This is a genomic window from Ensifer sp. 38_S197, from assembly GCF_056924495.1.
In genome coordinates this window covers 2,703,522-2,728,508 of record NZ_JBXOVZ010000002.1, presented here as the reverse complement: position 1 = coordinate 2,728,508, position 24,987 = coordinate 2,703,522, and the positions used below count along the sequence as shown (strand labels likewise).

Annotated in this window: 23 protein-coding genes; 12 read left to right on the top strand and 11 right to left on the bottom strand. The window is 62.1% G+C overall.

The features are described from left to right. Positions 1-99: 99 nt before the first annotated feature. The gene (carB, locus tag AC1Z3V_RS26315) at positions 100-3,591 is read right to left on the bottom strand and encodes a carbamoyl-phosphate synthase large subunit (RefSeq protein ID WP_483502581.1); all 3,492 of its coding nucleotides are present in this window, start codon (positions 3,589-3,591) and stop codon (positions 100-102) included. Positions 3,592-3,804: 213 nt separating this feature from the next. Then, positions 3,805-4,830, bottom strand: a complete 1,026-nt coding sequence (locus AC1Z3V_RS26310; RefSeq protein ID WP_483502580.1) for a zinc-dependent alcohol dehydrogenase family protein — start codon at positions 4,828-4,830, stop codon at positions 3,805-3,807. Between the two features lie 280 nt (positions 4,831-5,110). Here AC1Z3V_RS26310 and ypfJ point away from each other — a divergent pair, with 280 nt between their 5' ends. Beyond that, positions 5,111-6,049, top strand: coding sequence for a KPN_02809 family neutral zinc metallopeptidase (gene ypfJ / locus AC1Z3V_RS26305; RefSeq protein ID WP_483502578.1), 939 nt, complete (start codon positions 5,111-5,113; stop codon positions 6,047-6,049). A gap of 62 nt (positions 6,050-6,111) precedes the next feature. Here ypfJ and AC1Z3V_RS26300 read toward each other — a convergent pair whose 3' ends face one another. Further along, positions 6,112-7,104 carry an aldo/keto reductase gene (locus AC1Z3V_RS26300; RefSeq protein WP_429815271.1) on the bottom strand — a complete coding sequence of 331 codons (993 nt, stop codon included), beginning with the start codon at positions 7,102-7,104 and terminating at the stop codon, positions 6,112-6,114. 120 nt (positions 7,105-7,224) lie between these two features. Here AC1Z3V_RS26300 and AC1Z3V_RS26295 point away from each other — a divergent pair, with 120 nt between their 5' ends. From AC1Z3V_RS26295 to AC1Z3V_RS26285, 3 genes are all read left to right on the top strand, one after another. Next, positions 7,225-8,133: a LysR substrate-binding domain-containing protein gene (locus tag AC1Z3V_RS26295; RefSeq protein ID WP_483502576.1), complete on the top strand. Its 909-nt coding sequence runs from the start codon at positions 7,225-7,227 to the stop codon at positions 8,131-8,133. A gap of 168 nt (positions 8,134-8,301) precedes the next feature. Beyond that, positions 8,302-9,615: a TCR/Tet family MFS transporter gene (locus AC1Z3V_RS26290; RefSeq protein ID WP_483502574.1), complete on the top strand. Its 1,314-nt coding sequence runs from the start codon at positions 8,302-8,304 to the stop codon at positions 9,613-9,615. Positions 9,616-9,758: 143 nt separating this feature from the next. Further along, entirely contained in the window at positions 9,759-11,174 is a 1,416-nt protein-coding gene (locus AC1Z3V_RS26285; RefSeq protein WP_483502573.1) for an MATE family efflux transporter, read from the top strand. Between the two features lie 127 nt (positions 11,175-11,301). On the opposite strand, the gene AC1Z3V_RS26280 is transcribed toward AC1Z3V_RS26285, so the two are convergent. Beyond that, on the bottom strand, positions 11,302-11,430 hold the full coding sequence (locus AC1Z3V_RS26280) for a hypothetical protein (protein WP_255571450.1): 129 nt from the start codon (positions 11,428-11,430) through the stop codon (positions 11,302-11,304). A 361-nt stretch (positions 11,431-11,791) separates the two neighbouring features. On the opposite strand from AC1Z3V_RS26280, the gene coaD reads away from it, so the two are divergent. From coaD to tgt, 5 genes are all read left to right on the top strand, one after another. After that, positions 11,792-12,286 (top strand): pantetheine-phosphate adenylyltransferase, encoded by a 495-nt coding sequence (gene coaD / locus AC1Z3V_RS26275; RefSeq protein ID WP_429815259.1) that lies wholly within the window; start codon positions 11,792-11,794, stop codon positions 12,284-12,286. Between the two features lie 34 nt (positions 12,287-12,320). Continuing rightward, a complete protein-coding gene (locus AC1Z3V_RS26270) occupies positions 12,321-12,893 on the top strand; it encodes a peptidylprolyl isomerase (RefSeq protein ID WP_429815256.1) in 573 nt (190 codons plus the stop codon). Between the two features lie 22 nt (positions 12,894-12,915). Further along, positions 12,916-13,425: a peptidylprolyl isomerase gene (locus AC1Z3V_RS26265; protein ID WP_057250311.1), complete on the top strand. Its 510-nt coding sequence runs from the start codon at positions 12,916-12,918 to the stop codon at positions 13,423-13,425. A 73-nt stretch (positions 13,426-13,498) separates the two neighbouring features. Continuing rightward, the gene (gene queA / locus AC1Z3V_RS26260) at positions 13,499-14,581 is read left to right on the top strand and encodes a tRNA preQ1(34) S-adenosylmethionine ribosyltransferase-isomerase QueA (RefSeq protein WP_483502570.1); all 1,083 of its coding nucleotides are present in this window, start codon (positions 13,499-13,501) and stop codon (positions 14,579-14,581) included. Next, positions 14,582-15,712: a tRNA guanosine(34) transglycosylase Tgt gene (gene tgt / locus AC1Z3V_RS26255; RefSeq protein WP_429815250.1), complete on the top strand. Its 1,131-nt coding sequence runs from the start codon at positions 14,582-14,584 to the stop codon at positions 15,710-15,712. Between the two features lie 13 nt (positions 15,713-15,725). Here the strand turns inward: tgt and AC1Z3V_RS26250 are convergent, their stop codons facing one another. Further along, complete coding sequence (locus tag AC1Z3V_RS26250; protein ID WP_483502568.1) at positions 15,726-16,148, bottom strand: DUF4864 domain-containing protein; 423 nt, start codon at positions 16,146-16,148, stop codon at positions 15,726-15,728. Positions 16,149-16,499: 351 nt separating this feature from the next. Here AC1Z3V_RS26250 and AC1Z3V_RS26245 point away from each other — a divergent pair, with 351 nt between their 5' ends. Beyond that, positions 16,500-17,216 carry a sulfite exporter TauE/SafE family protein gene (locus AC1Z3V_RS26245; RefSeq protein ID WP_483502566.1) on the top strand — a complete coding sequence of 239 codons (717 nt, stop codon included), beginning with the start codon at positions 16,500-16,502 and terminating at the stop codon, positions 17,214-17,216. 112 nt (positions 17,217-17,328) lie between these two features. Here the strand turns inward: AC1Z3V_RS26245 and AC1Z3V_RS26240 are convergent, their stop codons facing one another. Further along, complete coding sequence (locus AC1Z3V_RS26240) at positions 17,329-18,339, bottom strand: IS30 family transposase (protein ID WP_483502564.1); 1,011 nt, start codon at positions 18,337-18,339, stop codon at positions 17,329-17,331. Between the two features lie 234 nt (positions 18,340-18,573). Here AC1Z3V_RS26240 and AC1Z3V_RS26235 point away from each other — a divergent pair, with 234 nt between their 5' ends. Further along, positions 18,574-19,521 (top strand): phosphoribosylaminoimidazolesuccinocarboxamide synthase, encoded by a 948-nt coding sequence (locus tag AC1Z3V_RS26235; protein ID WP_483504155.1) that lies wholly within the window; start codon positions 18,574-18,576, stop codon positions 19,519-19,521. 32 nt (positions 19,522-19,553) lie between these two features. Here AC1Z3V_RS26235 and AC1Z3V_RS26230 read toward each other — a convergent pair whose 3' ends face one another. The 3 genes from AC1Z3V_RS26230 to metG are packed head-to-tail and all read right to left on the bottom strand — an operon-like array spanning position 19,554 to position 22,740. Continuing rightward, positions 19,554-20,393, bottom strand: coding sequence for an MBL fold metallo-hydrolase (locus AC1Z3V_RS26230; protein WP_483502563.1), 840 nt, complete (start codon positions 20,391-20,393; stop codon positions 19,554-19,556). A gap of 1 nt (position 20,394) precedes the next feature. Continuing rightward, complete coding sequence (locus AC1Z3V_RS26225; RefSeq protein WP_483502561.1) at positions 20,395-21,174, bottom strand: TatD family hydrolase; 780 nt, start codon at positions 21,172-21,174, stop codon at positions 20,395-20,397. 12 nt (positions 21,175-21,186) lie between these two features. Next, positions 21,187-22,740: a methionine--tRNA ligase gene (metG, locus tag AC1Z3V_RS26220; protein WP_483502560.1), complete on the bottom strand. Its 1,554-nt coding sequence runs from the start codon at positions 22,738-22,740 to the stop codon at positions 21,187-21,189. A gap of 177 nt (positions 22,741-22,917) precedes the next feature. On the opposite strand from metG, the gene AC1Z3V_RS26215 reads away from it, so the two are divergent. Beyond that, complete coding sequence (locus AC1Z3V_RS26215) at positions 22,918-23,223, top strand: pyrophosphatase (RefSeq protein ID WP_483502558.1); 306 nt, start codon at positions 22,918-22,920, stop codon at positions 23,221-23,223. On the opposite strand, the gene AC1Z3V_RS26210 is transcribed toward AC1Z3V_RS26215, so the two are convergent. Together AC1Z3V_RS26210 and tmk are read right to left on the bottom strand one after the other, a co-directional pair. After that, the gene (locus tag AC1Z3V_RS26210; protein ID WP_483502556.1) at positions 23,218-24,249 is read right to left on the bottom strand and encodes a DNA polymerase III subunit delta'; all 1,032 of its coding nucleotides are present in this window, start codon (positions 24,247-24,249) and stop codon (positions 23,218-23,220) included. The two genes, AC1Z3V_RS26215 and AC1Z3V_RS26210, sit on opposite strands and share 6 nt — an antisense overlap. Beyond that, positions 24,246-24,929, bottom strand: coding sequence for a dTMP kinase (gene tmk / locus AC1Z3V_RS26205; RefSeq protein WP_483502555.1), 684 nt, complete (start codon positions 24,927-24,929; stop codon positions 24,246-24,248). The genes AC1Z3V_RS26210 and tmk overlap by 4 nt, the downstream gene beginning before the upstream one ends. Positions 24,930-24,987: the final 58 nt, after the last annotated feature.

Sequence of the window (24,987 nt, the reverse complement as noted above, 5' to 3'; positions counted from 1 at the left end):
ATGCGGCATTCAGCTGGACGGAGTGGACGAAAGCGCTGATCGCAAGCAGTCGCCGAAAATGGGAGCGGCGCGCGAGACCATCGCGCGCCGCTTGTTTTATCAGGCCTTGAAGTAGCTCTGCAGCGGGCGCACTTCCAGGCTGCCGGCCTTCAGCGCCTTGATCGCATGCGCTGCCGCTTCCGCGCCGGCCATGGTGGTGTAATAGGGCACCTTCTGCATCAATGTCGCGCGACGCAGCGACTTCGAGTCCGAAATCGCCTTGTTGCCATCGGTCGTATTGATGACCAGTTGGACCTGACGGTTGCGGATCGCGTCCTCGACGTGCGGCCGGCCTTCCTGGACCTTGTTGACCTTGGTGGCGGCAATACCGTTTTCACCGAGGAAGCGAGCGGTGCCGGCCGTGGCCATGACCTTGAAGCCGATATCGACGAGAATGCGGATCGCCGGAAGAACCCGGGTCTTGTCCTCGTCGCGCACCGAAACGAACACCGTTCCATCGCGCGGCAGATCGACGCCGGCGCCGAGCTGCGACTTGGCGAAGGCGAGCGCGTAGTCGGTGTCGAGACCGATGACTTCGCCGGTCGAGCGCATTTCCGGGCCGAGCAGCGTGTCGACACCGGGGAAGCGCGCGAACGGGAAGACTGCTTCCTTCACTGCAATGTGCTTCAGGTTGCGCGGATCCGGCTTCTCGCCATAGGCGGCGATCGCCACATCCAGCGCTTCGCCAGCCATGACGCGGGCCGCAATCTTGGCGATCGGTGCGCCGATGGTCTTGGCGACGAAGGGCACGGTACGCGAGGCGCGCGGGTTGACCTCAAGCACGTAGATCGTGCCGTCCTTGATGGCGAACTGCACGTTCATCAGGCCGCCGACATTGAGCGCCTTCGCAAGCGCTGCCGTCTGGCGTTCGAGTTCGTCGACCATGGCCGTGTCGAGCGTGTGCACCGGCAGCGAGCAGGCACTGTCGCCCGAGTGGATGCCGGCTTCCTCGATATGTTCCATGATCCCCGAGACGAAGACGTCCTTGCCGTCGCAGAGGCAGTCGACGTCTACTTCCGTGGCGTTCGTCAGGTAGCTGTCGAAGAGCAGCGGGTTCTTGCCGAGCAGCGTGTTGATCTGGCCGGTCTTGTCGTTCGGGTAGCGCTGCTTGATGTCTTCCGGAACCAGGCCCGGAACCGTGTCGAGCAGATAGGTCTGCAGCATGCTTTCCGAATGGATGATCTGCATGGCGCGGCCGCCGAGAACGTAGGACGGGCGCACGACCAGCGGGAAGCCGATCTCGGCAGCGACGAGGCGGGCCTGCTCGACCGAGTAGGCGATGCCGTTGCGCGGCTGGTTGAGGTCGAGCTTCATCAGGAGCTTCTGGAAGCGGTCGCGGTCCTCGGCAAGGTCGATCGCATCCGGTGCGGTGCCGAGGATCGGGATGCCGTTCTTTTCCAGCGCTTCGGCGAGCTTCAGCGGCGTCTGGCCGCCGAACTGCACGATGACGCCGACGAGCTCGCCCTTTTCCTGCTCGGCGCGCATGATCTCGATCACGTCTTCGGCCGTCAGCGGCTCGAAATAAAGGCGATCGGACGTGTCGTAGTCGGTCGAAACCGTCTCCGGGTTGCAGTTGATCATGATCGCTTCGTAGCCGGCGTCCTTCAGTGCGAAGGCCGCGTGGCAGCAGCAGTAGTCGAACTCGATGCCCTGGCCGATACGGTTCGGACCGCCACCGAGGATGACGACCTTCTTGCGGTCGGAAACCCCGGCTTCGGAACGGGCGGCACCGACGAAGGGCGTTTCATAGGTCGAGTACATGTAGGCCGTCGGCGAGGCGAACTCGGCAGCACAGGTATCGATGCGCTTGTAGACCGGACGGACATTCAATGCGTTGCGCAGTTCCGCCACTTCCTTCGGGCGCTTGCCACCGAGCGTGGCGAGCCGGGCGTCGGAGAAGCCCATGGCCTTCAGCATGCGCAGGTTTTCGGCATCCTTGGGCAGGCCGTGCTCGCGGATGCGCGCCTCCATGTCGACGATCGCCTTGAACTGGGCGATGAACCATGGATCGATCTTGCTCGCCTCGTGAACGTCCGCCTCGCTCATGCCGAGGCGGAGTGCCTGAGCAACCATGCGCAGCCGGTCCGGCGTCGGCGTGCCGATCGCAGCACGGATGGCGTTGCGGCCATCGCCGTCGTCGTCCATGTCGGGGATTTCGATTTCGTCGAGGCCGGTGAGGCCGGTTTCGAGGCCACGCAGCGCCTTCTGCAGCGATTCGGCGAAGGTACGGCCGATCGCCATGACTTCACCGACCGACTTCATGGCGGTCGTCAGAACCGGCGAGGCGCCCGGGAACTTCTCGAAGGCGAAACGCGGGATCTTGGTGACGACGTAGTCGATCGACGGTTCGAACGATGCCGGGGTCGCGCCACCGGTGATGTCGTTGTCGAGCTCGTCGAGCGTATAGCCGATCGCGAGCTTTGCGGCGATCTTGGCGATCGGGAAGCCGGTCGCCTTTGAGGCGAGCGCCGAGGAGCGCGAAACGCGCGGGTTCATCTCAATGACGACCAGGCGGCCGTTCTCCGGGTTGACGGCGAACTGGACGTTCGAGCCACCGGTCTCGACCCCGATCTCGCGCAGCACCGCGATCGAGGCGTTGCGCATGATCTGGTATTCCTTGTCCGTCAGCGTCAGCGCCGGGGCAACGGTGATCGAATCGCCGGTATGCACGCCCATCGGGTCGATGTTCTCGATCGAGCAGATGATGATGCAGTTGTCCGCGGTGTCGCGGACAACTTCCATCTCGTATTCCTTCCAGCCGAGCACCGATTCTTCGATCAGAACTTCGGTGGTCGGCGAAGCATCGAGTCCGCTGCCGACGATGTCGAAGAATTCAGTGCGGTTGTAGGCAATGCCGCCGCCGGTGCCGCCGAGGGTGAAGGACGGGCGGATGATCGCCGGCAGGCCGACATCGTCGAGCGCCTGTGCGGCAATTGCCATCGCATGGTTCATGTAGCGCTGCTTGCGATCGCCTTCGCCGAGGTTCCACTGGTTCTCGAGCTCGTCGAGCGCCTTGTCGAGTTCCGGACCAGAAAGACGGTTCTTCAGTTCGGCGCGCTCGGCCTCATGCACCTTGCGATCGTGATCCTTGATGTCGGTCGCATTGGCGAGCCGCGACTTCGGCGTCTCGAGGCCGATCTTCGCCATGGCTTCGCGGAAGAGCGCGCGGTCCTCGGCCTTGTCGATCGCGTCCGGCTTCGCGCCGATCATCTCGACGTTGTAGCGGTCGAGAACGCCCATGCGGCGCAGCGACAGCGCGGTGTTGAGCGCGGTCTGGCCGCCCATGGTCGGCAGCAGCGCGTCCGGGCGCTCCTTGGCGATGATCTTGGCGACGACTTCCGGCGTGATCGGCTCGACGTAGGTTGCGTCCGCGAGGCCCGGATCGGTCATGATCGTTGCCGGGTTGGAGTTGACGAGGATGACGCGGTAGCCTTCCTCCTTCAGCGCCTTACAGGCCTGGGTGCCGGAATAGTCGAACTCGCATGCCTGGCCGATGACGATCGGCCCCGCGCCGATAATAAGAATGGACTTGATATCTTGGCGCTTCGGCATGGTCGGTCATCCGTTTCTAGCTGCGCGAAAAACCGGCCAAAGTGGGAGGTCACCGGCCGGGCACGCATTGATGGTCTTTTCAGGCTAGAAGCGGCTTATAGGCAAATGTATCTGCGAGCGAAACCCCGAAAATTCCGGAATCGACAAGAAGCCGGCATATTTGCGCGTGCTCTGCTTTATCGCTCGCTCGGCGGCACCAAACCGCTCCAAACATCAGGCGCGACCGGGAATCACCAGAACCTTGACTTCCCCGGCTGCCGGAGGGCGTGAGATGACACCGGCGGCCTCATCGAGCGTTACGCGCCGTGAAATCAGCTTGTCGATCTCGATGACCCCGGACGCCACGAGGTCGGCGGCGCGACGGTGCACGAAGGGGTTGATGAAGGAGCCGAGCACGCGCAGTTCACGAAAGAGAATATCGAACGGTTCGATCTCGACCGTTTCCCCCTGGGGCATGACGCCGAGAATGACGACCGTGCCGCCCGCCTTGGCGAGTCGCGTCGACTGCCTGACGGTTTCGGCGACGCCGGCACATTCGATGACGACGTCGACCCCACCGGGAACGAGTCCATCCTTGCCGGCGATCCGTTCGACGATATCGGCCGAGGGATCGACGGTCGCGGTCGCCCCGACCTCTTCGGCAAGTCGGCGCTTTTCCGCCTGCCGTGTCGAAAGAATCACCGTGGTTGCGCCGGCGAGCCTGGCGAGCTGCACCACCAGCAGGCCGATCACGCCGCCGCCCAGAACGACGACGGAGGAGCCGGCGCGAATGCCCGCCATGTCCACGCCATGCAGGCAGCAGGCGAGGGGCTCGCAGAAGGCACCGTGTACCGGATCGAGATCCGACGGTATTTCGTAGGCCTGCTTTCGAGGCATGAGGACGTATTCCGCGAAGCCGCCGTCGCGATGAATGCCGATCGCCTGGAGATTGCGGCAGAGATTGACGCGACCGGCATGGCACTGTGGACAGGTCCCGCAGGCGATGTTCGGGTCGCCGGTAATTCTCGCGCCGATCGCGATATCGGAGACATCCGTGCCGACCGCCTCGACGATGCCGCAAAACTCGTGGCCGAGGGTGACCGGCGGTTTCGAGGGGAATTCACCGTGCAGCAGGTGCCGGTCTGTGCCGCAGATGCCGCAGGCTTCGACACGGGCGAGCAGGTCGTGTGGGCCGGGCAAGGGCTTTTCGACGTCAGCCAGGGTGAGACGACCGATACTTTCGAGCCGCAAAGCCTTCATGAACGCTTCTCCTCGTTCTGTCCGCGCGTGCGCATAGGAGCGGTAAAGCAGCGGAGGGTCAAGAAAGCCGCGCGTACCCCGAGGCGACAGAGTGCGACCTGCGTCAGAAACGCCTTCGCAGGTCCGGCTTGAAGCAACAAAAAGTCTGGCCAGATCGCGAACTTACGGGTGGCAATTGCGTTTTACAACGACGTTGCGCCCGTCCTATAAAGACGTTGGGCCCGTCCTATACAAAGAGCAAACCGACAACGCCTGTTTACCGAGGCTGGGAGGACAGATCATGGAATGGAAAGGCCGCCGCCAATCCGAAAACATCGAAGATCAGCGCGGCGCGAGCCCGGGTGGCGGCAATCCTTTCGGACGCGGCGGCGGTTTCCGCATGCCGGGCGGCGGAGGCGGCATGCGTCGCGCCGGCGGCGGCATGAGCTTTGGCACGATCATCTTCCTCGTCATCCTCTACTTCATCCTCAAGGCTATGGGCATCGACATGCTGCAGGTGCTGGAAGGCGGCGGCGGTCAGGTGCAGCTACCCGGCTTCGAGCAGAGCGACGGTTCACCCGCGCCGCGCGGCTCGGCTGAGGAAGAGGAAATGAAGGCCTTCATGGCGACCGTGCTCGCCGAGACCGAGGATACCTGGAACGGCATCTTCCAGGCGAGCGGCAAACAATACGAAGAGCCGAAGATGGTGCTCTTCCGCGGCCAGGTGCGCTCGGCCTGCGGTTTCGCGTCGGCCGCCTCCGGACCGTTCTATTGCCCGGGGGACCACAAGGTCTATCTCGACATGAGCTTCTTCGATGAACTCGCCCAGAAATTCGATGCGTCCGGCGACTTCGCCCAGGCTTATGTCGTCGCGCACGAGGTTGGCCATCACGTCCAGAACCTGATTGGCGTCCTGCCGAAGTTCAACCAGATGCGCCAGTCGATGAGCGAGACCGAAGCGAACCAGATGTCCGTTCGCGTCGAGCTGCAGGCCGATTGCTTTGCCGGCGTCTGGGGCAAATACACGGAGCAGAAGGGTCTGCTCGAAACGGGCGACCTGGAAGAAGCGCTGAACGCGGCCACCCAGATCGGCGACGATACGCTGCAGAAGCGCATGCAGGGCTACGTCGTTCCGGAGAGCTTCAACCACGGCACCTCCGAACAACGCTTGCGCTGGTTCAAGCGTGGCTTCGACAGCGGCAAGATGTCGGCCTGCGATACTTTCTCGGGTGCCGTCTGACCGCAGCGACGCAGAAAACCGTCAGGGCCGGCGCGATTGCCGGCCCTTGTCGTTTGTCGTGGTCAGCGTTCGCTGTCCATATGGGCGAGTTGGGCTTCGGGATAGCGGGCGCCCGCGGCGGCGTCTTTCGGAACCGCCTTTTCGATTGCCGCCAGATCGCCGGCGCTGAGATTGACAGCACGCGAGGCGAGGGCCTCGGCCAAGCGATCCCGCCGGCGTGCGCCGATCAACGGCACGATGTCCTGGCCCTGTGCGGCCACCCAGGCAATTGCGATCTGCGCCACCGAAACGCCCTTGCCATCGGCGATCTGCCTCAGTGCCTCGACGAGGGCGAGGTTCTGGTCGATGTTGCCCTCCTGGAACCGCGGGCTCATGGCACGGAAATCACCCTTGCCGGCCGCGCCCTTCTGCCAATGACCACTGATCAAACCGCGCGAGAGAACACCATAGGCGGTGACGCCGATGCCGAGAGCGCGGCAGGTCGGCAGGATCTCCGTCTCTATGCCGCGTGAAATCAGCGAGTATTCAATCTGCAGATCCGAGATCGGGTGGACGGCAGCGGCGCGGCGGATGGTTTCGGGCCCGACCTCGGAAAGACCGATATGGCGGACATATCCAGCCTTCACCATGTCGGCGATCGCACCAATGGTGTCTTCGATCGGAACGTCGGGATCGAGCCTGGAGGGGCGATAGACGTCGATATGATCGACACCAAGCCGCTGCAGCGAATAGGCGAGAAAGTTGCGGATGGCCTTGGGGCGGCAATCATAGCCGGACCAGTTGCCGGCGGCGTCACGCAAGGCGCCGAACTTCACGCTCAACAACGCCTTCTCGCGTTTCCCGCCTTTCAGCGCCTCGCCGATCAGCATCTCGTTATGGCCCATGCCATAGAAGTCGCCTGTGTCGAGCAGCGTGATGCCGGCCTCCAGCGCCGCGTGGATGGTCGCGATGCTTTCGGCACGATCGGCCGGGCCGTACATGCCGGACATGCCCATGCAGCCGAGGCCGAGGACCGACACCGATGGTCCGGTCTTTCCGAGTGAAACGTAATCCATTCGAGTTCTCCTTCGACAAGGCCGAAATCTGCCGGCCGCTTGCTCGGTCTCTTGTTTACTTCGTTCGACGTCGTGCGATAATCCGACCTCAACCGAACGACTTGTACGAAATTCCGCACAATGAACGATTTGCCGCTTGCCGATCTCGATGCCTTCACCGCCGTTGCCGCCGCGCGTAGCTTCCGCGCGGCAGCGAAGAAACGCGGCGTTTCCGCGTCGTCGCTCAGCGAGGCGCTGCGCCGGCTGGAAGCGAAGCTGCACGTGCGCCTCCTCAACCGCACGACCCGCAGCGTCACACTCACGGAGGCCGGCACGCGGCTGCTCGATCGGCTGACGCCTGCACTCGGCGAAATTGCCGACGCGCTCGAGCAGGTCAACGAAATGCGCGACAGTCCCGCGGGAACGCTGAAGCTCAATGTCCCGACCATCGTCGCCCGCGAAATCCTACCGCCGATCGTCGGTCGCTTCCTCGGCGAGCACCCGGCAATCTCGTTGGAAGTGACGGCGGAAGATGGATTCGTCGACGTTCTGGCGGCCGGGTTCGATGCCGGCGTGCGTTACGAGGAACGGGTCGAGCGCGACATGATCGCGGTCCCCATCGGGCCAAGCCGGCAACGCTATGTCACGGCCGCGGCACCGGATTATCTCGCGAGGCGAGGGGTGCCGCGCCATCCCCGCGACCTGCTCGAACATGGCTGCATTCGTCACCGTTTCGCCAGCGGCATCTCGCTTCCCTGGGAATTCGGCGAAGGCGACGCAGCGCTGACGATCGCGCCGCCCGCAGTGGTGACCGCCAACACGATCGACCTCGAAATCGGTGCCGCCCTCGACGGGCTTGGCATCATCCGGACCTTCGAGGAGTTCGTGGCGCCTGCAATCGCGACCGGGCAGCTCGTGCCCATCCTCGATGATTGGACGACCAGCTTTTCCGGGCCGTTTCTGTATTATGCAAGCCGTAGGCATATGCCGGCGCCGCTGCGCGCCTTCGTGGATTTCTTGAAGCTCGAGCAACGGCGCGACCATGCGTGACAGGCGGTCGCCCGGTTACCCGACGCATCAACCATTGCGATAGTCTCATCAGATAATTTGAGATGTTCACGGATTGTTTCGCGCAAAATGATCCGTTACACCTAAATTGGTAGCGGCGTTCACGTTCTGTCTCTCACCCCGAGGCAGGCCGCCCGGGGGAGGTATCGCATGCTCGACGAGAAATTTGTGCGACGCGGCCTATTCCTCGTCTTCCTCATCCTGTTCCTCGATATCCTCGGCATCGCGATCATCGTTCCGGTGTTGCCGACCTATCTCGAAGAGCTGACCGGTTCCAATGTCAGCGAGGCGGCGATCGACGGCGGCTGGCTGCTGCTCGTCTATGCGGCGATGCAGTTTCTCTTCGCCCCACTGATCGGCAATCTCAGCGACCGATTCGGCCGGCGCCCGGTCCTGCTCGCCTCCGTCTTCACATTCGCGCTCGACAACCTGATCTGCCCGCTCGCCACCAGCTATTGGATGCTGTTCATCGGCCGCATCCTCGCCGGCATCAGCGGGGCGAGCTTCGGGACGGCATCGGCCTATATCGCCGATATCAGCCATGACGGAAACCGTGCCAAGAATTTTGGGCTGATCGGAATCGCCTTCGGGACCGGCTTCGCCCTCGGTCCGGTGCTTGGCGGTTTGCTCGGCGAATTGGGACCGCGCGTGCCGTTCTATGGTGCCGCAGCGCTCTCCTTCCTGAATTTCATCCTCGGCGTGTTTCTGCTGCCGGAGACACTGGATCGCGCCAATCGCCGCCGTTTCGAGTGGAAACGCGCCAATCCGCTCGGCGCTCTGAAGCAGATGCGCAACTATCCCGGCATCGGCTGGGTCGGCTTGGTGTTCTTTCTCTTCTGGCTCGCCCATTCCGTCTATCCGGCAGTCTGGTCCTTCGTATCCAACTATCGCTATGGCTGGAGCGAGGGACAGATCGGACTTTCACTCGGGATCTTCGGCATTGGCGGCGCATTCGTCATGGCCGTCATTTTGCCACGTGTCGTGCCGCGGCTTGGCGAGTGGCGGACGGCAGTACTCGGACTGACCTTCACGACGCTCGGCGCCATCGGCTATGCCGGCGCCTGGCAGGGGTGGATGATCTATGCGGTGATTGTTGCGACCGCGCTCGAAAGCCTCGCCGATCCGCCGCTGCGCAGCATCGCAGCCGCGCATGTCCCACCGTCGGCACAGGGAGAACTTCAGGGTGCGCTGACCAGCATCGGCAGCATCACCACGATCATCGGCCCGCTGATCTTCACCCAGGCCTTCGGCTACTTCACCAGCCCCAGCGCTCCTGTCGCTTTCGCCGGTGCGCCCTATGCGCTTGCGAGTTGCTTCCTCGTCGGCGCGCTCGTCGTCTTCCTGTTGAAGATACCCAGGAGCAGCGCGGTCGGGCCGCAAGCGGTGGAGACCGACGCGCCGGTTGTTGCCGCAGCAGCGGAAGCGGTTGAAATGGTCGAACGGCCGCGAATGCACGGAAATTGATCAATTTTCGTGATCTATCGATGAAAGTTTGAGCAACATCGCCCTGGCGGCTGGCTCTTTTCCCGACGGTATTCTATTTCCGGTTTTGCTCCCTCCGATCTCAAGTTGCGGCCCGGAGCCGCGCCGACTGCCAGGAATCTGCCATGCTGACCGCGAATGCGAGCTCGATGCCGTTGACGACCGACAACTCCTGGCGGACGCATTATCGCGCGAGCTTCTATCTCGGCGTGCCGTTCGTCGGTGCCCAGCTTGCTCAACTCGCGATCAACACGACGGACGTTCTGATGGTCGGCAAGCTCGGCGCAACCGAGCTTGCAGCGATCATCCTGGCGACGCAGATGTATTTCACGGTCTACATCTTCGGCAGCGGCTTTGCGAACGCGGTGGTGCCGATGGCCGCGCAGGCCGTGGGGCGGGGCGACAAGGTCTCGGTGCGCCGCTCCGTGCGCATGGGCATGTGGGTCGTCCTGCTCTATGGCGTACTGACGGCGCCGATCCTCTGGATGGCCGAGCCGATCCTGCTCTTTGCCGGGCAGCAGCCGAAGGTGGCAGAGCTTGCGGCCGAATATATCCACATTGCGCAATGGGCGATCTTCCCGGGCCTCATCTTCATGGTGCTGCGAGCGTTCCTGAGCGGTTTGGAGCGGGCAGGGGTCATTCTCTACGTGACGCTGGCGACGCTCGTGCTCAATGCCATCCTTTGCTACGTGCTGATCTATGGCCATTTCGGCTTCCCTCAGCTCGGCATCTTCGGTGCGGCGGTGGCCGCCCTTGGCGTAGCGCTCCTCGGCGCGGCGCTGACGATCGGCTATATCAAGAGCAAGCCAGAGCTCAACCGCTACGAACTCTTCGTCCGTTTCTGGCGGCCCGACTGGGTAGCTTTCCGCGAAGTCGTCTATCTCGGGATTCCGATCTCGCTGACGATCCTCGCCGAGGTCAGCCTCTTCACCGTCGCATCGCTGCTGATGGGCACGATCGGCACGATCGAGCTCGCCGCACACGGGATTGCGCTGCAATTCGCCTCGATCGCCTTCATGATCCCGCTTGGTATCGCGCAGGCGGCCACGGTTCGCGTCGGGCTTGCCTTTGGCCGCGGCGACATGCTGGGCGTGCGGCGCGCGGCGATTGCATCTCTGGTCCTCGGTGCCGGCTTTGCCGTCGTCGGTAGCGCGATCTATGCGTTTTTCCCGAGCCAGCTCGCCGCGCTCTATCTCGATACCGACCGGGCGGATGCCGCCGCCGTGCTTGCCTTTGCCGCGCCGCTCATCGTCATTGCCGGCGCCTTCCAGCTCGTCGACGGCATGCAGGCGATCGCTGCAGGCATGCTGCGCGGGCTGAAGGATACCAAGGTGCCGATGCTGCTGGCGATGATATCCTACTGGCCGATCGGCTTCGTCTGCGCCTGGGCCTTCGCCTTCCCGTTCAACTTCGGCGGAATCGGCGTCTGGTTCGGGTTCGTCCTCGGCCTTGCCGCGGCGGCACTATTGTTGAATTGGCGCTTCTTCCGGATGATCAACGGGATTTCGGCAAGGACTGCCCGACCAGCCAAGGCGCGGTAAGCGCCTGGCAAAGAAAAAGCCGGACGGGCAGGGGATGCCGTCCGGCTTGCAAAGGCGGTCGCCTCAGGGGAAGGGAAGGAACGACGGCCGCTTATTACCAAGCTTCATTCGCGAAGCCGTTGGGCTGCTAGACGTTGAAACCGTCGAGCCGCTCCGAACCCTGGCGATCGCGCTGGAGGTCGCGTATCGTCCGGGCAAAATCGATCAAAAAGACGAAACTGATGACCGCTGCCGCGATCATGAACAGGGTGGCCATGACGCCCTCCATCAACGGAAGATCTTCTGGGTCACGTATTGCTCGCGCCGGTCACGGGACTCGTTGCGAAGTCCTTGAATCGTTGCGAAAAGCATCGTGAAAAACATCGCCATCGAAAACAGAGCAAGTCCCATAGCCGTAATCCTTTCGCTTCCTAAACGGCAGTACGTTCGAAAAGTTCCGTTGTTTTATGGTGCTACACTAACGTTCTGCGTGTGAAGCACCGTTGAACATGGCATTCATCTAGCATTCATTCTTTCTGTCCCGCTGTTTCCCAGGGAACAGCCCTTAGCTATCTGCACAACTCTTGCGGTCCGTCGCCGTACGTGACAAAAGGCTTCACCAAACGGAAACAGGTGCGATGACCACGGCATTCTATCCCGGCTCCTTCGATCCGATGACGAACGGGCATCTCGACGTGCTCGTGCAGGCGCTGAACGTGGCGGCGAAGGTCATCGTCGCAATCGGCATCCACCCGGGGAAGGCGCCGCTGTTCTCCTTCGAGGAACGCGCCGAGCTCATCCGTCAGTCGCTGCAGGAGTTTCTGCCCGAAAGGGCCGGTGACATCGATGTCGTCGCCTTCGACAATCTGGTCGTCGATGCAGCACGCGCGCGCGGCGCGAAACTGCTGGTGCGGGGCCTTCGCGACGGCACTGACCTCGACTACGAAATGCAGATGGCGGGCATGAACCGGCAGATGGCCCCCGACATCCAGACGTTATTCTTGCCCGCGGGCACGGCATCGCGGCCCATTACGGCCACATTGGTCCGCCAGATCGCGGCCATGGGCGGTGACGTCAGCGCCTTCGTGCCTGCGGCAGTTTACCAAGCGCTGCAGGCCAAACGCCGCGCCTGACGCGCGGCACAATTTCACCACGCAGGGAGAAACCATGAAAATCCTCCACCTCGCTTTCGCCGGCGCCCTTGCGCTTGCCTCCTGGACGGGAACGGCGATCGCACAATCGGCCGACAACTTCATCACGATCACGCTCAAGGATGGGCCCGTCGTCGTCGAACTGCGTCCGGACATTGCTCCGAAGCATGTCGAACAGATCAAGGCGCTTGCCGCCGCCGGCGAATATGACAACGTTGCCTTTCACCGCGTGATCAAGGGCTTCATGGCCCAGACCGGCGACGTGCAGTATGGCGACATGGAAAACGGCTACCAGCCGCAGGCTGCCGGTACCGGTGGTTCCTCGCGGCCTGACCTGCCGGCGGAATTCTCCGACGTTCCGTTCGAACGCGGCACGGTCGGCATGGCCCGCTCGCAGGATCCGAACAGCGCCAATTCGCAGTTTTTCATCATGTTCGCGCCGGGCGACTTCCTGAACGGCCAGTATACGGTCGTCGGCAAGGTCGTTTCCGGCATGGAGAACGTCGACAAGATCAAGCTCGGTGACGATGCCAACAACGGCTCCGTTACCGATCCCGACCGCATGATCAGCGTCAAGGTCGGCAAGTAAAGTCAACAGAAGGAGAAAACCCATGGCCGAGATCAAGGATCCGGAAAACACGATCATCATGGAGACCACCAAGGGCAAGATCGTCATCGAGCTTCTGCCTGACGTCGCTCCGGGTCATGTCGCCCGCATCAAGGAACTGGCTCGCGAAGGTGCCTATGACGGCGTGGTGTTCCACCGCGTGATCGAGGACTTCATGGCGCAGACCGGCGACGTTCAGTACGGCAAGACCGGCGGCGAGCACTTCAACCCGGCGCGTGCCGGCATGGGCGGCTCCTCCAAGCCGGATCTGAAGGCGGAATTCTCGAACGTCAGCCACGTTCGCGGCACCTGCTCGATGGCCCGCAGCCAGATGCCGAACTCGGCAAACTCGCAATTCTTCATCTGCTTCACCGATGCCCCCTGGCTCAACAAGCAATACTCCGTTTGGGGCCAGGTCATCGAGGGCATGGACAATGTCGACAAGATCAAGCGCGGCGAACCGGTGCGTGACCCCGACTCGATCGTGACGATGCGGGTTGCCGCCGACGCCTGATTTGCGCTAATGCACGGACCCGCCCCGGTCGCCAACTGCGCCGGGGCGGGTTTGCTTTTGTCTGAAGATAACGATGCGCGTAGACCTGTTCGACTTCGACCTTCCGGAAACCTCGATTGCGCTTAGGCCTGCAAGCCCGCGCGACAGCGCCCGCATGCTCATCGTTCGCCCTGATGGCCCGGAAGTTCTGTCCGACATGGGCGTGCTCGATCTGCCGTCGTTCCTCAGGGAAGGCGACGCACTGGTCTTCAACGACACCAAGGTTATCCCCGCACAACTGGAAGGCATTCGCCGCCGCGGCGAGGAGATCACCACGCCCGTTTCGCTGACGCTGCACATGCGCACGGCACCCGATCGCTGGAAGGCCTTTGCCCGCCCGGCGCGGCGGCTCAAGGTTGGCGACCGCATCGCCTTTGGCCATGACGGCGCGAGCTGCTTGCTCGGTACGCTCGACGCGACCGTGGAAGAGAAGGGCGATGCCGGTGAAGTGACGCTGCGCTTCGACCTTTCGGGCCCGTCGCTCGACGAGGCGATCATGGCGGTCGGCCACATTCCCTTGCCACCCTACATCGCCTCGAAACGAGCCGAAGACGCCCGGGACCGCGCTGACTACCAGACGATGTATGCCCGGGAGGACGGCGCCGTTGCCGCGCCCACGGCAGGGTTGCACTTCACAGACCGTCTCTTCGCCAAGCTCGACGAGGCCGGCATCGAACGGCACTTCGTGACGCTGCATGTCGGCGCGGGCACGTTCCTGCCGGTCAAGGCCGACGATACCGACGACCACGTGATGCACCAGGAGATCGGCCACGTCGACGCCCGCACGGCCGAGCGGCTCAACGCCGTCAAGGCACGGGGCGGGCGCATCGTCTGCGTCGGCACGACTTCGCTGCGGCTGATCGAAAGCGCCACGTCCGAAGACGGGACCGTCAAGTCCTGGTCCGGTCCGACGGGTATCTTCATCACGCCCGGCTACCGCTTCCGCGCCGTCGACATGCTGATGACCAATTTCCACCTGCCGAAATCGACGCTGTTCATGCTGGTCTCGGCCTTCTCGGGCCTGGAAACGATGCGCGCGGCCTACACACATGCGATCGAGACCGGCTACCGCTTCTATTCCTATGGCGATGCCAGCCTGCTTTTCCGGAAAGACTAGATGACCGAGACCTTTCAGTTCAAGCTCCACAAAACCGACGGCAAGGCCCGTCGCGGCGAGGTTTCCATGCCGCGCGGCACGATCCGCACGCCGGCCTTCATGCCTGTTGGCACGGTCGGCACGGTCAAGGCGATGTATCTCGACCAAGTGAAGGATCTCGGCGCCGACATCATTCTCGGCAACACCTACCACCTGATGCTGCGCCCCGGCGCCGAGCGCGTCGCCCGGCTTGGCGGCCTGCACGGGCTGATCCGCTGGCAGGGACCGATCCTCACCGATTCGGGCGGCTTCCAGGTCATGTCGCTTGCGGGCCTGCGCAAGCTCGATGAGCAGGGCGTCACCTTCAAGAGCCATGTCGATGGCGCGATCTTCCATATGTCGCCGGAACGCTCGATCGAGATCCAGGGTCTGCTCGACAGCGACATCCAGATGCAGCTCGACGAATGCGTGGCGCTGCCGGCCGAGCCCAAGGAAATCGAACGCGCGATGGAAATGTCGCTGCGCTGGGCCGAGCGCTGCAAGGTCGCCTTCGGCGACCAGCCGGGCAAAGCGATGTTCGGCATCGTGCAGGGCGGCGATATCCCGAAGCTGCGCGAGCGCTCGGCCGAAGCGCTGAAAGGCCTCGATCTCAAAGGATACGCCGTCGGCGGCCTTGCGGTTGGCGAGCCGCAGGAGGTGATGCTGCGCATGCTCGACATCACGTGCCCGATCATGCCGGTGGACAAGCCGCGCTACCTCATGGGGGTCGGCACGCCCGACGATATCCTGAGGTCGGTGGCTGAGGGCATCGACATGTTCGACTGCGTGATGCCGACCCGTTCGGGACGCCACGGTCTTGCTTTCACGCGCCACGGCCGCATCAACCTGCGCAATGCGCGGCACGCCGAAGACATGCGCCCGCTCGACGAACAATCCTCGTGCCCGGCGACGCGCGACTATTCGCGCGCCTATCTGCATCACCTGATCCGTTCGAACGAGTCGCTCGGCGGCATGCTTCTGAGCTGGAACAACCTGGCCTACTATCAGGAACTCATGGCCGGCATTCGCCTCGCGATCGACGAGGGGCGCTTTGCCGACTTCATGGCCGAAACCCAGGAAAACTGGCGGCGAGGGGACCTGCCGCCGGTATGAGGCGCGATAGCGCTCAGATCGCCGGCCCCGGCGCCGACTGCAGCATCATCACGGCATTGATCTTGTAGCTGCCATCCGGCTGCTTTACGAGTTGGTAGATCGCCGTCCAGTCCTTGCCATCGGGGGCCGAGATCAGCACCTCCTGGATAATCTGGTCGCCCACGACCTTCGACCGGCCAAAGGCGAAATTACCCGGTCGATAGACAGGCCGATAGCCGCGCTTGACCATGTCGAAGAAGGCGGATTTGTCGGGAAACTTGCCGCGGATCTCGGGCGAGGCGAAGGAATAGGCGGCCTCCGCATCGTCACGCAGAAAGGCGGCGATCTGCTCCTGTATGATCAATCGCGCCGTATCGACAGGCTCTTCCGCGCGTGTGGCACCCGCCGCGATAAATTGGGCCGCCAGGCTGAGGGCAATGGAAAAGGTCCTGAACATCGTGTTCTCCATCCAAGCCAGTTTCAAACAAGCATAGGACAGCGGATCGCTTTGGAAATGGTCGTGTGGCAGCGGCGGGCACTCCTCGGCATCGAGGCGGTGCAATATTACCAAATATAATCATATAATTACATCATATTTTGAGTAGTCTTCCTTATATATCATAAGTTGGTGATGTTTTCCGAAATGAACCGATCAGGCAGGGCCGCCCGGCGCCCGCGCGAACGTTTTTTTTCGAACCGTAGAAACGGGCTCTCGCAGGCTGGCAAGGATCGGAGCGGCGTTCTGCTTTTCAGAATCAGAAATCTCGAATTTTATCCGTGAAACGTCAGAAATTAATGGAGCCCGTGCTTGCTTCTCGTCCTCATCATCGGTCTGCTCGCCGGGGTCGTTAGCGGCATTATCGGTACGGGCGCCTCGATGATGCTCCTGCCGGTGCTCGCGTACGTTAATGGCCCAAAGGAAGCCATCCCGATCATGGCCGTCGCCGCCGTGATGGCAAATGTCTCCCGCATTCTCGTATGGTGGCGCTCCGTCGACTGGCATGCAGTTGCAGCCTATGCTGCAACAGGGATACCGGCAGCAGCGCTGGGCGCGCGGACAATGTTGGTTCTGCCTCCGCGCACAGTGGATGCGGCAATCGGAATCTTCTTCTTGACCATGATCCCAATGCGCCGCTGGCTTGCCGCACATTTGCGGCAACTGAAGCTGCCACATCTCGCGTTGGCGGGAGCTGCCATAGGTTTCCTGACGGGCATTGTCGCTTCGACCGGACCCGTATCCGTACCGGTGTTCATCGGATACGGCCTGACAAAAGGGAGCTTCATCGGCACAGAAGCCGCAGCGTCGCTTGCGATCTACGTCACCAAGACGCTCACGTTTCAAAGTTTCGGCGCTCTGCCATTCGCGGCTTTGGCAAAAGGGTTCTTGGTGGGCGGATCGTTGATGGTCGGCTCGCTGATTGCCAAACCTTTTCTGCTCCGCCTGACGCCTGAAGCCTTCAGGCACATCATGGACGCATTGTTGCTCGGTGCGGGCGTCAGTCTCCTATGGGGTGCCGCAAGCTGAAATCTCCTGGGCCATCAAAACCCGGGGAGAGTGACATTCCAACTTTGCAGGATCAGGACACTTTAACTTTGCGGTGTGGGTTCATGCCGAACTGCGACTTGGGCGTGCAATGCTAACCGACACGTCGCATTTGCGCGAGTAGTTTCTTGCGGAAGACTTCCGCGGGCGTTCGGTAGCCGAGGCATTTCCGCGGTGTCGAGTTAAGCTGATCGCAGATGTCCTTCAGGTCACCATCGGTGATCGACAGGGGATCAACCTCTCTCGAAAGCCATTTGCGCGCGCGGCCATTGGTGTTCTCGACCGTGCCTTTCTGCCAGGGCGACTGCGGGTCACAAAACCATGGCTGCGCTCCGATGCCAGCCTGCAGATAGGGCCACTCGCTGAACTCAGTGCCACGGTCGAAGGTGATGGAGCGTCGAGCAGCGTGGGGCAGGGACTGCAGCACCTGGATCAGCCCTTCCATGATCGGCCGCGACTGGCGGTCGTTGTTGCGGAGGAGGACGGCAAAGCGGCTGACCCGCTCAACCAGCGACGTCACATTGGCCTTGCCGAACTTCTTGCGAAACTGAATGAGATCGCACTCCCAATGTCCGAATTGCTTGCGTTCGGCCACCGAGTCCGGGCGGTGGAGTATGTTGAGTTCTGGTCTGAAACGACGGCCATGGCGCCGCCTGGCGTGCCGTGGCCGACGTCTCGCACGCCGTTCCGGCAGATGTCGCCATAGCTTGATGGCCTGACCGTCTGGAGAATAGGCGAATTTGTAGATCGTCTCGTAGCTGACGGAAATCGGATGACGCTCCAGCCGCATGCGGCCGGCGATCTGCTGCGGCGACCAGCCATGCATGATCCGCTCGATCACCGATCGGCGCACATGCGCAAACCGAGCAAGCTTGCGCAGCTTGGCTCTGCGCTCACGCGCCATCTCATTGGCGGTGACGCAGTAGTAGCCGCTGAGCTCCGGCATTTGCGCATCCTCAAAAGCATTGCGGCTGAGCTCACGGAATATCGTCGAGCGGTGCCGCCCAAGCTTCTCGGCGATAACAGTGGCACTCAGGCCAGCCGCTCGCCAGCGGGCGATCCTACGACGTTCGTCTATATCAATTTGGGAGTAGGTGCGTCTCATGAGCCATTCCTTGCGAGTGACAACCCATTGGTATCTATCGCAAGTCGCACTTCATCCTTGAACCCACCCGGCTACACACAAAGATCACATAAGATAGATTATGGAACTTTCGTATATGCCGGAAAACATGGATTGCGCACTGTTCCTTGCCTTGCCGAACTTGACCCGGCCTTTCCGGCCTGCTTAGCGTTCCAGCGATCGACACTTCTTTCAAGGCCAGATGTGATGAGCGAATTGCGCGTTCTTTCAGATGCTTTCATTCCGGAACTGCCAAACCGCTACAAAGGCAAAGTTCGCGAAAATTACGATCTGCCCGACGGCAACCGGATCATCATCGCGACGGATCGGCTGAGCGCCTTCGACGTCATCCTGACCTCCATTCCGCACAAGGGTCACGTCTTGACCCAGACCGCGCGCTACTGGTTCGAGGAAACGGCCGACATCTGCCCGAACCATGTAGTCAGCTATCCGGACCCCAATGTCGTCATCGGCAAGCGCCTGGACATCCTGCCTGTCGAGGTCGTCGTGCGCGGTTATCTCGCTGGAACCACGAGCACCTCGATCCTGACTAAGTACCGCAACGGCGAACGCCAGATGTACGGCATCACCTTGCCGGACGGCATGCGTGACAACGAAAAGCTGCCACAGCCGATCATTACGCCCACCAGCAAGGCTTTCGACGGCGGTCACGATGAGCCGCTTTCGGCCGAAACCATCCTCGAGCAAGAACTGCTGACGAAAGAACAACTGGATACGGTCTGGCAATATGCGCTGGCACTGTTTGCCCGTGGGCAGCAGCGCGCCGCCGAGCGCGGCCTGATCCTCGTCGACACCAAGTACGAATTCGGCACCGACGAGAACGGCACGATCATTCTCGCCGATGAGATCCACACACCCGATAGCAGCCGCTACTGGATCGCCGACAGCTATCAGCAGAGCTTCGAACGCGGCGAACGCCCGAAAAGTTTCGACAAGGATTTCGTGCGCGCCTGGGTCACCGCGCGTTGCGATCCCTACAAGGATCCGATCCCGGAAATTCCTGTCGATCTCATCGAGCAGACCTCGGCGGTCTATATCGAGGCTTTCGAGAAGATCACCGGGCAGCGCTTCGTTCCGGATCTTTCCGGCGCCACGGTACTGGAGCGCATCCGCTCCAATCTCGCACCCTATTTTTCCAAATAAATCCGTATATTAGATAGTAATTCTAATCTAATTTACGCGTTATCGGCAGGCGCGGGATCGTCGACGTCGAATTCGAGCCGCATCATGTCGTAGGCCGGCTCGATGTGATCAGGCGTTTCGCCCTGAACCGTGTCGTAATCCAGCGGCACGTGCATATGCGTCAGCACCGCCCGCTTCGGCTGCAGCCTGGTGATCCAGCCGAGCGACTGCACCAGCGACAGATGGCTCGGGTGAAACTTGTACTGCAGTGTATCGATGACCAGGAGATCGAGACCGTCGAGCTTGGCGACGGTTTCGGCAGGAAAATCACTGACATCGCTGCAGTAGGCGAAATCGCCGATACGGAACCCCAGCGAATGGATGTTGCCGTGAAACTGCATTAGCGGCCGAAACGGAATCGGCCCGCCGGCGCCGGTGATCACGACGGGCGATAGATCGTCGGGAATGATTCGTGGCTCGACGATCGGCGGATAACCGCTTCCGGGAGGTGATTGCAGGCAATACCCGAAGCCTTCGCGGATTCGCCCCATGGTATAGGCATCGGCCCAGATCGGCACCCTTCTCCGGTTTTCAATGACGTAGCCGCGCAGATCGTCGATGCCGTGCAAATGGTCCGCATGGGCGTGGGTATAGAGCACCGCATCGACGTGGCGCACCTCTGCTGCAACCATTTGCGCCCGAAAATCCGGCCCGGTGTCGATGACGACCGTCGTCTTGCCGCCATCGGGCGCGGTCTGTTCGACCAGCAGAGCCGCGCGCATGCGCCGGTTCTTTGGGTTCTCAGGATTGCAGGCGCCCCAGTCACCGGTAATGCGCGGGACGCCCGGCGACGAGCCGCAGCCGAGAATGGTGAAGGCGCGCCGGAACGCCATGTCAGATCCTCGGCATCTTGGAGAAGATGCGGAAGGCGTTTTCCGTCGTGATCGTTGCGATCTCCTCGGTGCTCACACCGATCGTTTCAGCGAGCACCGCAGCCGTATGGGCGACATAGGCCGGCTCGTTGCGCTTGCCGCGGAACGGCTTCGGCGCGAGATAAGGCGCGTCGGTCTCGACGATCATCCGGTCGTGCGGCACGGTTTTGGCGATCTCGCGCAGTTCTTCGGATTTCGGGAAGGTCAGGATGCCCGAAAAGGACACGTAGCCGCCGAGTTCGACGCCGAGGCGGGCGAGGTCAGGACCGGAAGAGAAGCAGTGCAGAAGGAAAGGGAAAGCCCCCTTCCCGGTTTCCTCGGTCAGGATCGCCGCCATGTCCTCATCGGCCGAACGGCTGTGAATGACGAGCGGCAGACCGGTCTCGCGCGCTGCGGCGATATGACGGCGCAAGCCCTCGGCCTGTGCATCGCGCGGCGCGTTGTCGTAGAAATAGTCGAGACCCGCCTCGCCGATCGCAACCACCTTCGGATGTGCCGATAGCCGGACAAGATCTTCGGTCGTGATGTCCAGTTCCTCATCCGCATTGTGGGGATGCGTGCCGACGGAACAGAAAACGTTCGGATAGGCTTCGGCGATCGAAAGGATCGTCTCGAACCGCTTCACGCGGGTCGAGATCGTGATCATCTGCTCGACACCGGCCTCGCGCGCACGCGCGACAATGGCATCGCGTTCCGCCTCGAAGTCGGGGAAATCCAGATGGCAATGCGTATCGATCAGCATGCTCAAAGTGCCTTATTGCGCTTCCGGTGCAACATAGCGCGGGAAGACCGGCTTCGGCGCCTCTAGCGGTGTACCCGAGACAAGGCGTCCCGCCTCGCCGAGTGCTGCGAAGTTGCGCTTGTCTGCCGGAGCGGCGACCAGATCGAGCAGCTTTGCCGACGATTCCGGCATGAAGGGCTGCAGCAGGATGGCGATCTGTCGCACGACCTCGGCGGTGACGTAAAGCACGGTACCCATGCGCGCCGGATCGGTCTTCTTCAGAGCCCAGGGCTCCTGGCCGGCGAAATAGCGGTCCGTCTCCGAGACGACGGCGATGATCGCCGCCAGTGCCCGGTGGATCATCTGCTTGCCCATCTCGTCGCGCGTCGTTTCCAACAGTGCGTCGGCGGCCGCCAGCATCGCCTTGTCCTCGTCGGTCAAGGTGCCGCAGACCGGGATCTGACCGTCGCAGTTCTTGACGATCATCGACAGCGAACGGCTCGCCAGGTTGCCGATACCATTGGCAAGGTCGGAGTTGATGCGGGTCGCGATCCCCTCCTCGCTGTAGCTGCCGTCCTGACCGAAGGAGACTTCACGCAGGAAGAAATAACGGATCTGGTCGAGACCAAAATGCTCGACGAGGTTGAACGGATCGACGACGTTGCCGAGCGACTTCGACATCTTCTCGCCCTTGTTGAGCAGGAAGCCGTGGGCGAAGACGCGCTTCGGCAGCGGCAGGCCGGCCGACATCAGGAACGCCGGCCAGTAGACCGCATGGAAGCGGATGATGTCCTTGCCGATCACATGGACGTTCGCCGGCCAGAACTTGGCGCGCGGCCCCTTGGGATCGTCGAGATAGCCAGTGGCAGTGAGATAGTTTGTCAGCGCGTCGACCCAGACATACATCACATGCGCCGGGTCGTTCGGAACCTTGATGCCCCAGTCGAAGGTCGTGCGCGAAACCGAGAGGTCCTTGAGACCCGATTTCACGAAGGAAATCACTTCATTGCGACGCTCGGCCGGTCCGATGAAATCAGGGTTTTCCTCGTAATGCTTCAGGAGCTTCTCCTGATAGGCGGAGAGGCGGAAGAAGTAGCTCTGCTCCTCGACCCATTCGACCGGCGTTCCCTGCGGCCCATAGCGGACGCCATCGTCGCGCAGTTCGGTCTCGTTCTCCTGGTAGTAGGCTTCGTCGCGTACCGAATACCAGCCGGCGTAGGAATCCTTGTAGAGATCGCCAGCCTCGCCCATGCGGATCCAGATCGCCTGCGACGCCTCGTGGTGGCGCTTTTCGGTCGTGCGGATGAAGTCGTCGTTGGACGCGTTCAGAAGTACCGCCATCTTCTGAAATTCCGCGGAGTTGCGATCGGCCAGTTCCTGCGGCGTCACGCCTTCCTTGCGCGCCGTCTGCTGCATCTTCTGGCCGTGCTCGTCCGTGCCGGTCAGGAAGAACACGTCACGTCCGTCGAGGCGCTGATAGCGCGCCATGGCATCGGTCGCGATCAACTCATAGGCGTGGCCGATATGCGGCCGGCCGTTCGGGTAGGAAATCGCGGTGGTGATGTAGAAAGGGGACGTGTCTCTCATAGGCGGATTCGATCTATCTCGGATTAAGCTACGCACGCTCTTAGCGCATACGCTTAAAGGAAGAAACATGCGATCCGTGAAAAGGCCTGCCGGAGAGATCCCGCCGACGCCGAAAACCTTGCGCAATCCGCACGCGCCGACTAGAACAAAACGGAAACAGAAAGAAGAGGGTGAGTCATGCTGGAGCGACTTGGCAGCCAATTTGAAACCGCCTCTGCCGGCTATGCCGGCGCGCACGGGATCGAGCGCGATTCCGATTGGTTCATCCTGAAGATGCAGGAGGAACTTGGGGAGTTGACCCAGGTCTGGAACAAGCTTAGCGGTCGTGGCCGGCGTCACGGAAAATCAACGGAGGAACTCAAGGTCCTGATGGCCGATGAGACCGCTGACCTGCTCGGGCATGTCCTGCTCTTCGCCCACCACCACAAGCTTGACCTGCAGGCGGCAATCGAGCGCAAATGGCGCTTCCAGGCGACGCTATAGCGCCGCCTTCATGTCGTCGAGCAGCGACAGGATGGTTTGCTTGCGGTCGAGATTGTAGGCGTCGCTGACCGTCAGGCGCTCGGTCACGGAGGCCGATAGCCGCGCGAAGCGCTCGGCGCGCATGATGTCTCCGGCAATCGCGGCCTCGCGCGCGTCGCGCATGATGCGGTCGCTGGCGAGCGCCTGGAAAAACTCGAAGATCGTTTCGCTGTCCTTGCCCGAGAGCACGTCCGCCAGCTTGTGCATGTCCTTGCGGACCGCCGGGCCCTGCCCTGCGAGGATCCCATCGAAGGTCGCGGCAATCTCCAGCCCTCCATAATTGATCAGCTTCAGCGCTTCGGCGACGCTGCCATTGGCGGCCGCGACGATGCGCTCGGCATTCTCGCCCTCGAGATCGAATCCGAGATGAGCCAGTGCCTGGCGGAGCGGAACGGCGTCGAGCGGCTTCAGCCGTAGCGGCAGGCAGCGCGAGCGGATCGTCGGCAGCAATTTTCCAGGCGCATGCGTCAGCACCAGGAAAAGCGAGCGGCGCGGCGGCTCCTCGAGTATCTTCAGGATGGCATTGGCAGCATTGCGGTTGAGGTCGTCGGCCGGGTCGATGATGACGATCCGCCAGTTGCCCGTACCGGACGTCTGGCTGAAGAACTTGCCGGCGCGCCGAACCTCGTCGACCGTGATCGCGCCCTTCGCCCTGCCCGTCTTTTCATCGATCGGCCGCGTCAGGTGCAGCAGATTGTGCGAGGCACCCGAGGCAAGCTGCCGCCCGATGGCGGAAGACGGATCGGGATCGGAAAGCGCGGCAGGCGCTTCAGCGGGTTCGGGATGTTTCAGAATGTGGTGCGCAAAGCGGAAGGCGAGCGTCGCCTTGCCGATCCCCTCCGGCCCCTCGATCAGGATCGCGTGGTGTCCCTTGCCGGAGCGGTAGCTCTGCGCCAGGAAGCTTTCCGCCTGTTCATGGCCGAATAGCCGATTGTTCTCGGCGGGCGCGATGGCGCCATCCAGGACGCCGGCTCTTTCCGCGCTCATGACACGACTTCCTCGGTCGCAGCGTCGGCGCCGTTACCGTGCGGCAGCAGCGACTCCACGAGCGAAAGCACCTCGGCGGCGATGGCCTCGACGGGTTGCGTCGCGTCGACCACCCGGCATCGCTCGGCATCGCGCCTGGCGATATCGAGAAAGGCCTCCCGCCGTTTTTCGTGCGTCTCCAGTTGCTCCTTCTCGAAACGGTCGGGATTGTCGTCGCCGGCGCGCCGCTGCGCCCGTTCGAGGCCGATGCTGGCCGGCAGATCGAAAATCACGGTCAGATCCGGCACGACGCCGTTGATCGCCACGCGCTCGAGGCTTTCGACGAAGCTTTGTTCGAGATTGCCGGTGATCCCTTGATAGACGCGCGAGGAATCCATGAAGCGGTCGCAAAGCACGATCGTGCCCTGTTCGAGCGCCGGGCGGATGACCTCTTCGACGTGGTCGCTGCGGGCCGCGGCAAAGAGAATCGCTTCCATCTTAACCCCGAAGGCCTCCGCCGCCCCCGAAAGCAGCACGTGGCGGACCGCTTCGGCGCCGGGCGATCCCCCAGGCTCGCGCGTCGTCAGCACCTCGTAGCCGTGAGCGCGCAGGGATTCGGCCAGAAGGCGGAGCTGCGTCGACTTGCCGGCACCCTCCCCGCCCTCGAATGTTACGAACAGACCTTTTTTCAGCGACACCATGCTTTCCCATATCGGCATGCGACCCCGGTCATGATGATTGGGTCGAATCGACCCAATC

Bases quoted from the DNA above. Each gene is read 5' to 3' on its own strand.
- carB (WP_483502581.1), bottom strand. From the start codon at position 3,591: ATGCCGAAGCGCCAAGATATCAAGTCCATTCTTATTATCGGCGCGGGG.
- AC1Z3V_RS26310 (WP_483502580.1), bottom strand. From the start codon at position 4,830: ATGAAGGCTTTGCGGCTCGAAAGTATCGGTCGTCTCACCCTGGCTGAC.
- ypfJ (WP_483502578.1), top strand. From the start codon at position 5,111: ATGGAATGGAAAGGCCGCCGCCAATCCGAAAACATCGAAGATCAGCGC.
- AC1Z3V_RS26300 (WP_429815271.1), bottom strand. From the start codon at position 7,104: ATGGATTACGTTTCACTCGGAAAGACCGGACCATCGGTGTCGGTCCTC.
- AC1Z3V_RS26295 (WP_483502576.1), top strand. From the start codon at position 7,225: ATGAACGATTTGCCGCTTGCCGATCTCGATGCCTTCACCGCCGTTGCC.
- AC1Z3V_RS26290 (WP_483502574.1), top strand. From the start codon at position 8,302: ATGCTCGACGAGAAATTTGTGCGACGCGGCCTATTCCTCGTCTTCCTC.
- AC1Z3V_RS26285 (WP_483502573.1), top strand. From the start codon at position 9,759: ATGCTGACCGCGAATGCGAGCTCGATGCCGTTGACGACCGACAACTCC.
- AC1Z3V_RS26280 (WP_255571450.1), bottom strand. From the start codon at position 11,430: ATGGCCACCCTGTTCATGATCGCGGCAGCGGTCATCAGTTTCGTCTTT.
- coaD (WP_429815259.1), top strand. From the start codon at position 11,792: ATGACCACGGCATTCTATCCCGGCTCCTTCGATCCGATGACGAACGGG.
- AC1Z3V_RS26270 (WP_429815256.1), top strand. From the start codon at position 12,321: ATGAAAATCCTCCACCTCGCTTTCGCCGGCGCCCTTGCGCTTGCCTCC.
- AC1Z3V_RS26265 (WP_057250311.1), top strand. From the start codon at position 12,916: ATGGCCGAGATCAAGGATCCGGAAAACACGATCATCATGGAGACCACC.
- queA (WP_483502570.1), top strand. From the start codon at position 13,499: ATGCGCGTAGACCTGTTCGACTTCGACCTTCCGGAAACCTCGATTGCG.
- tgt (WP_429815250.1), top strand. From the start codon at position 14,582: ATGACCGAGACCTTTCAGTTCAAGCTCCACAAAACCGACGGCAAGGCC.
- AC1Z3V_RS26250 (WP_483502568.1), bottom strand. From the start codon at position 16,148: ATGTTCAGGACCTTTTCCATTGCCCTCAGCCTGGCGGCCCAATTTATC.
- AC1Z3V_RS26240 (WP_483502564.1), bottom strand. From the start codon at position 18,339: ATGAGACGCACCTACTCCCAAATTGATATAGACGAACGTCGTAGGATC.
- AC1Z3V_RS26230 (WP_483502563.1), bottom strand. From the start codon at position 20,393: ATGGCGTTCCGGCGCGCCTTCACCATTCTCGGCTGCGGCTCGTCGCCG.
- AC1Z3V_RS26225 (WP_483502561.1), bottom strand. From the start codon at position 21,174: ATGCTGATCGATACGCATTGCCATCTGGATTTCCCCGACTTCGAGGCG.
- metG (WP_483502560.1), bottom strand. From the start codon at position 22,740: ATGAGAGACACGTCCCCTTTCTACATCACCACCGCGATTTCCTACCCG.
- AC1Z3V_RS26215 (WP_483502558.1), top strand. From the start codon at position 22,918: ATGCTGGAGCGACTTGGCAGCCAATTTGAAACCGCCTCTGCCGGCTAT.
- AC1Z3V_RS26210 (WP_483502556.1), bottom strand. From the start codon at position 24,249: ATGAGCGCGGAAAGAGCCGGCGTCCTGGATGGCGCCATCGCGCCCGCC.
- tmk (WP_483502555.1), bottom strand. From the start codon at position 24,929: ATGGTGTCGCTGAAAAAAGGTCTGTTCGTAACATTCGAGGGCGGGGAG.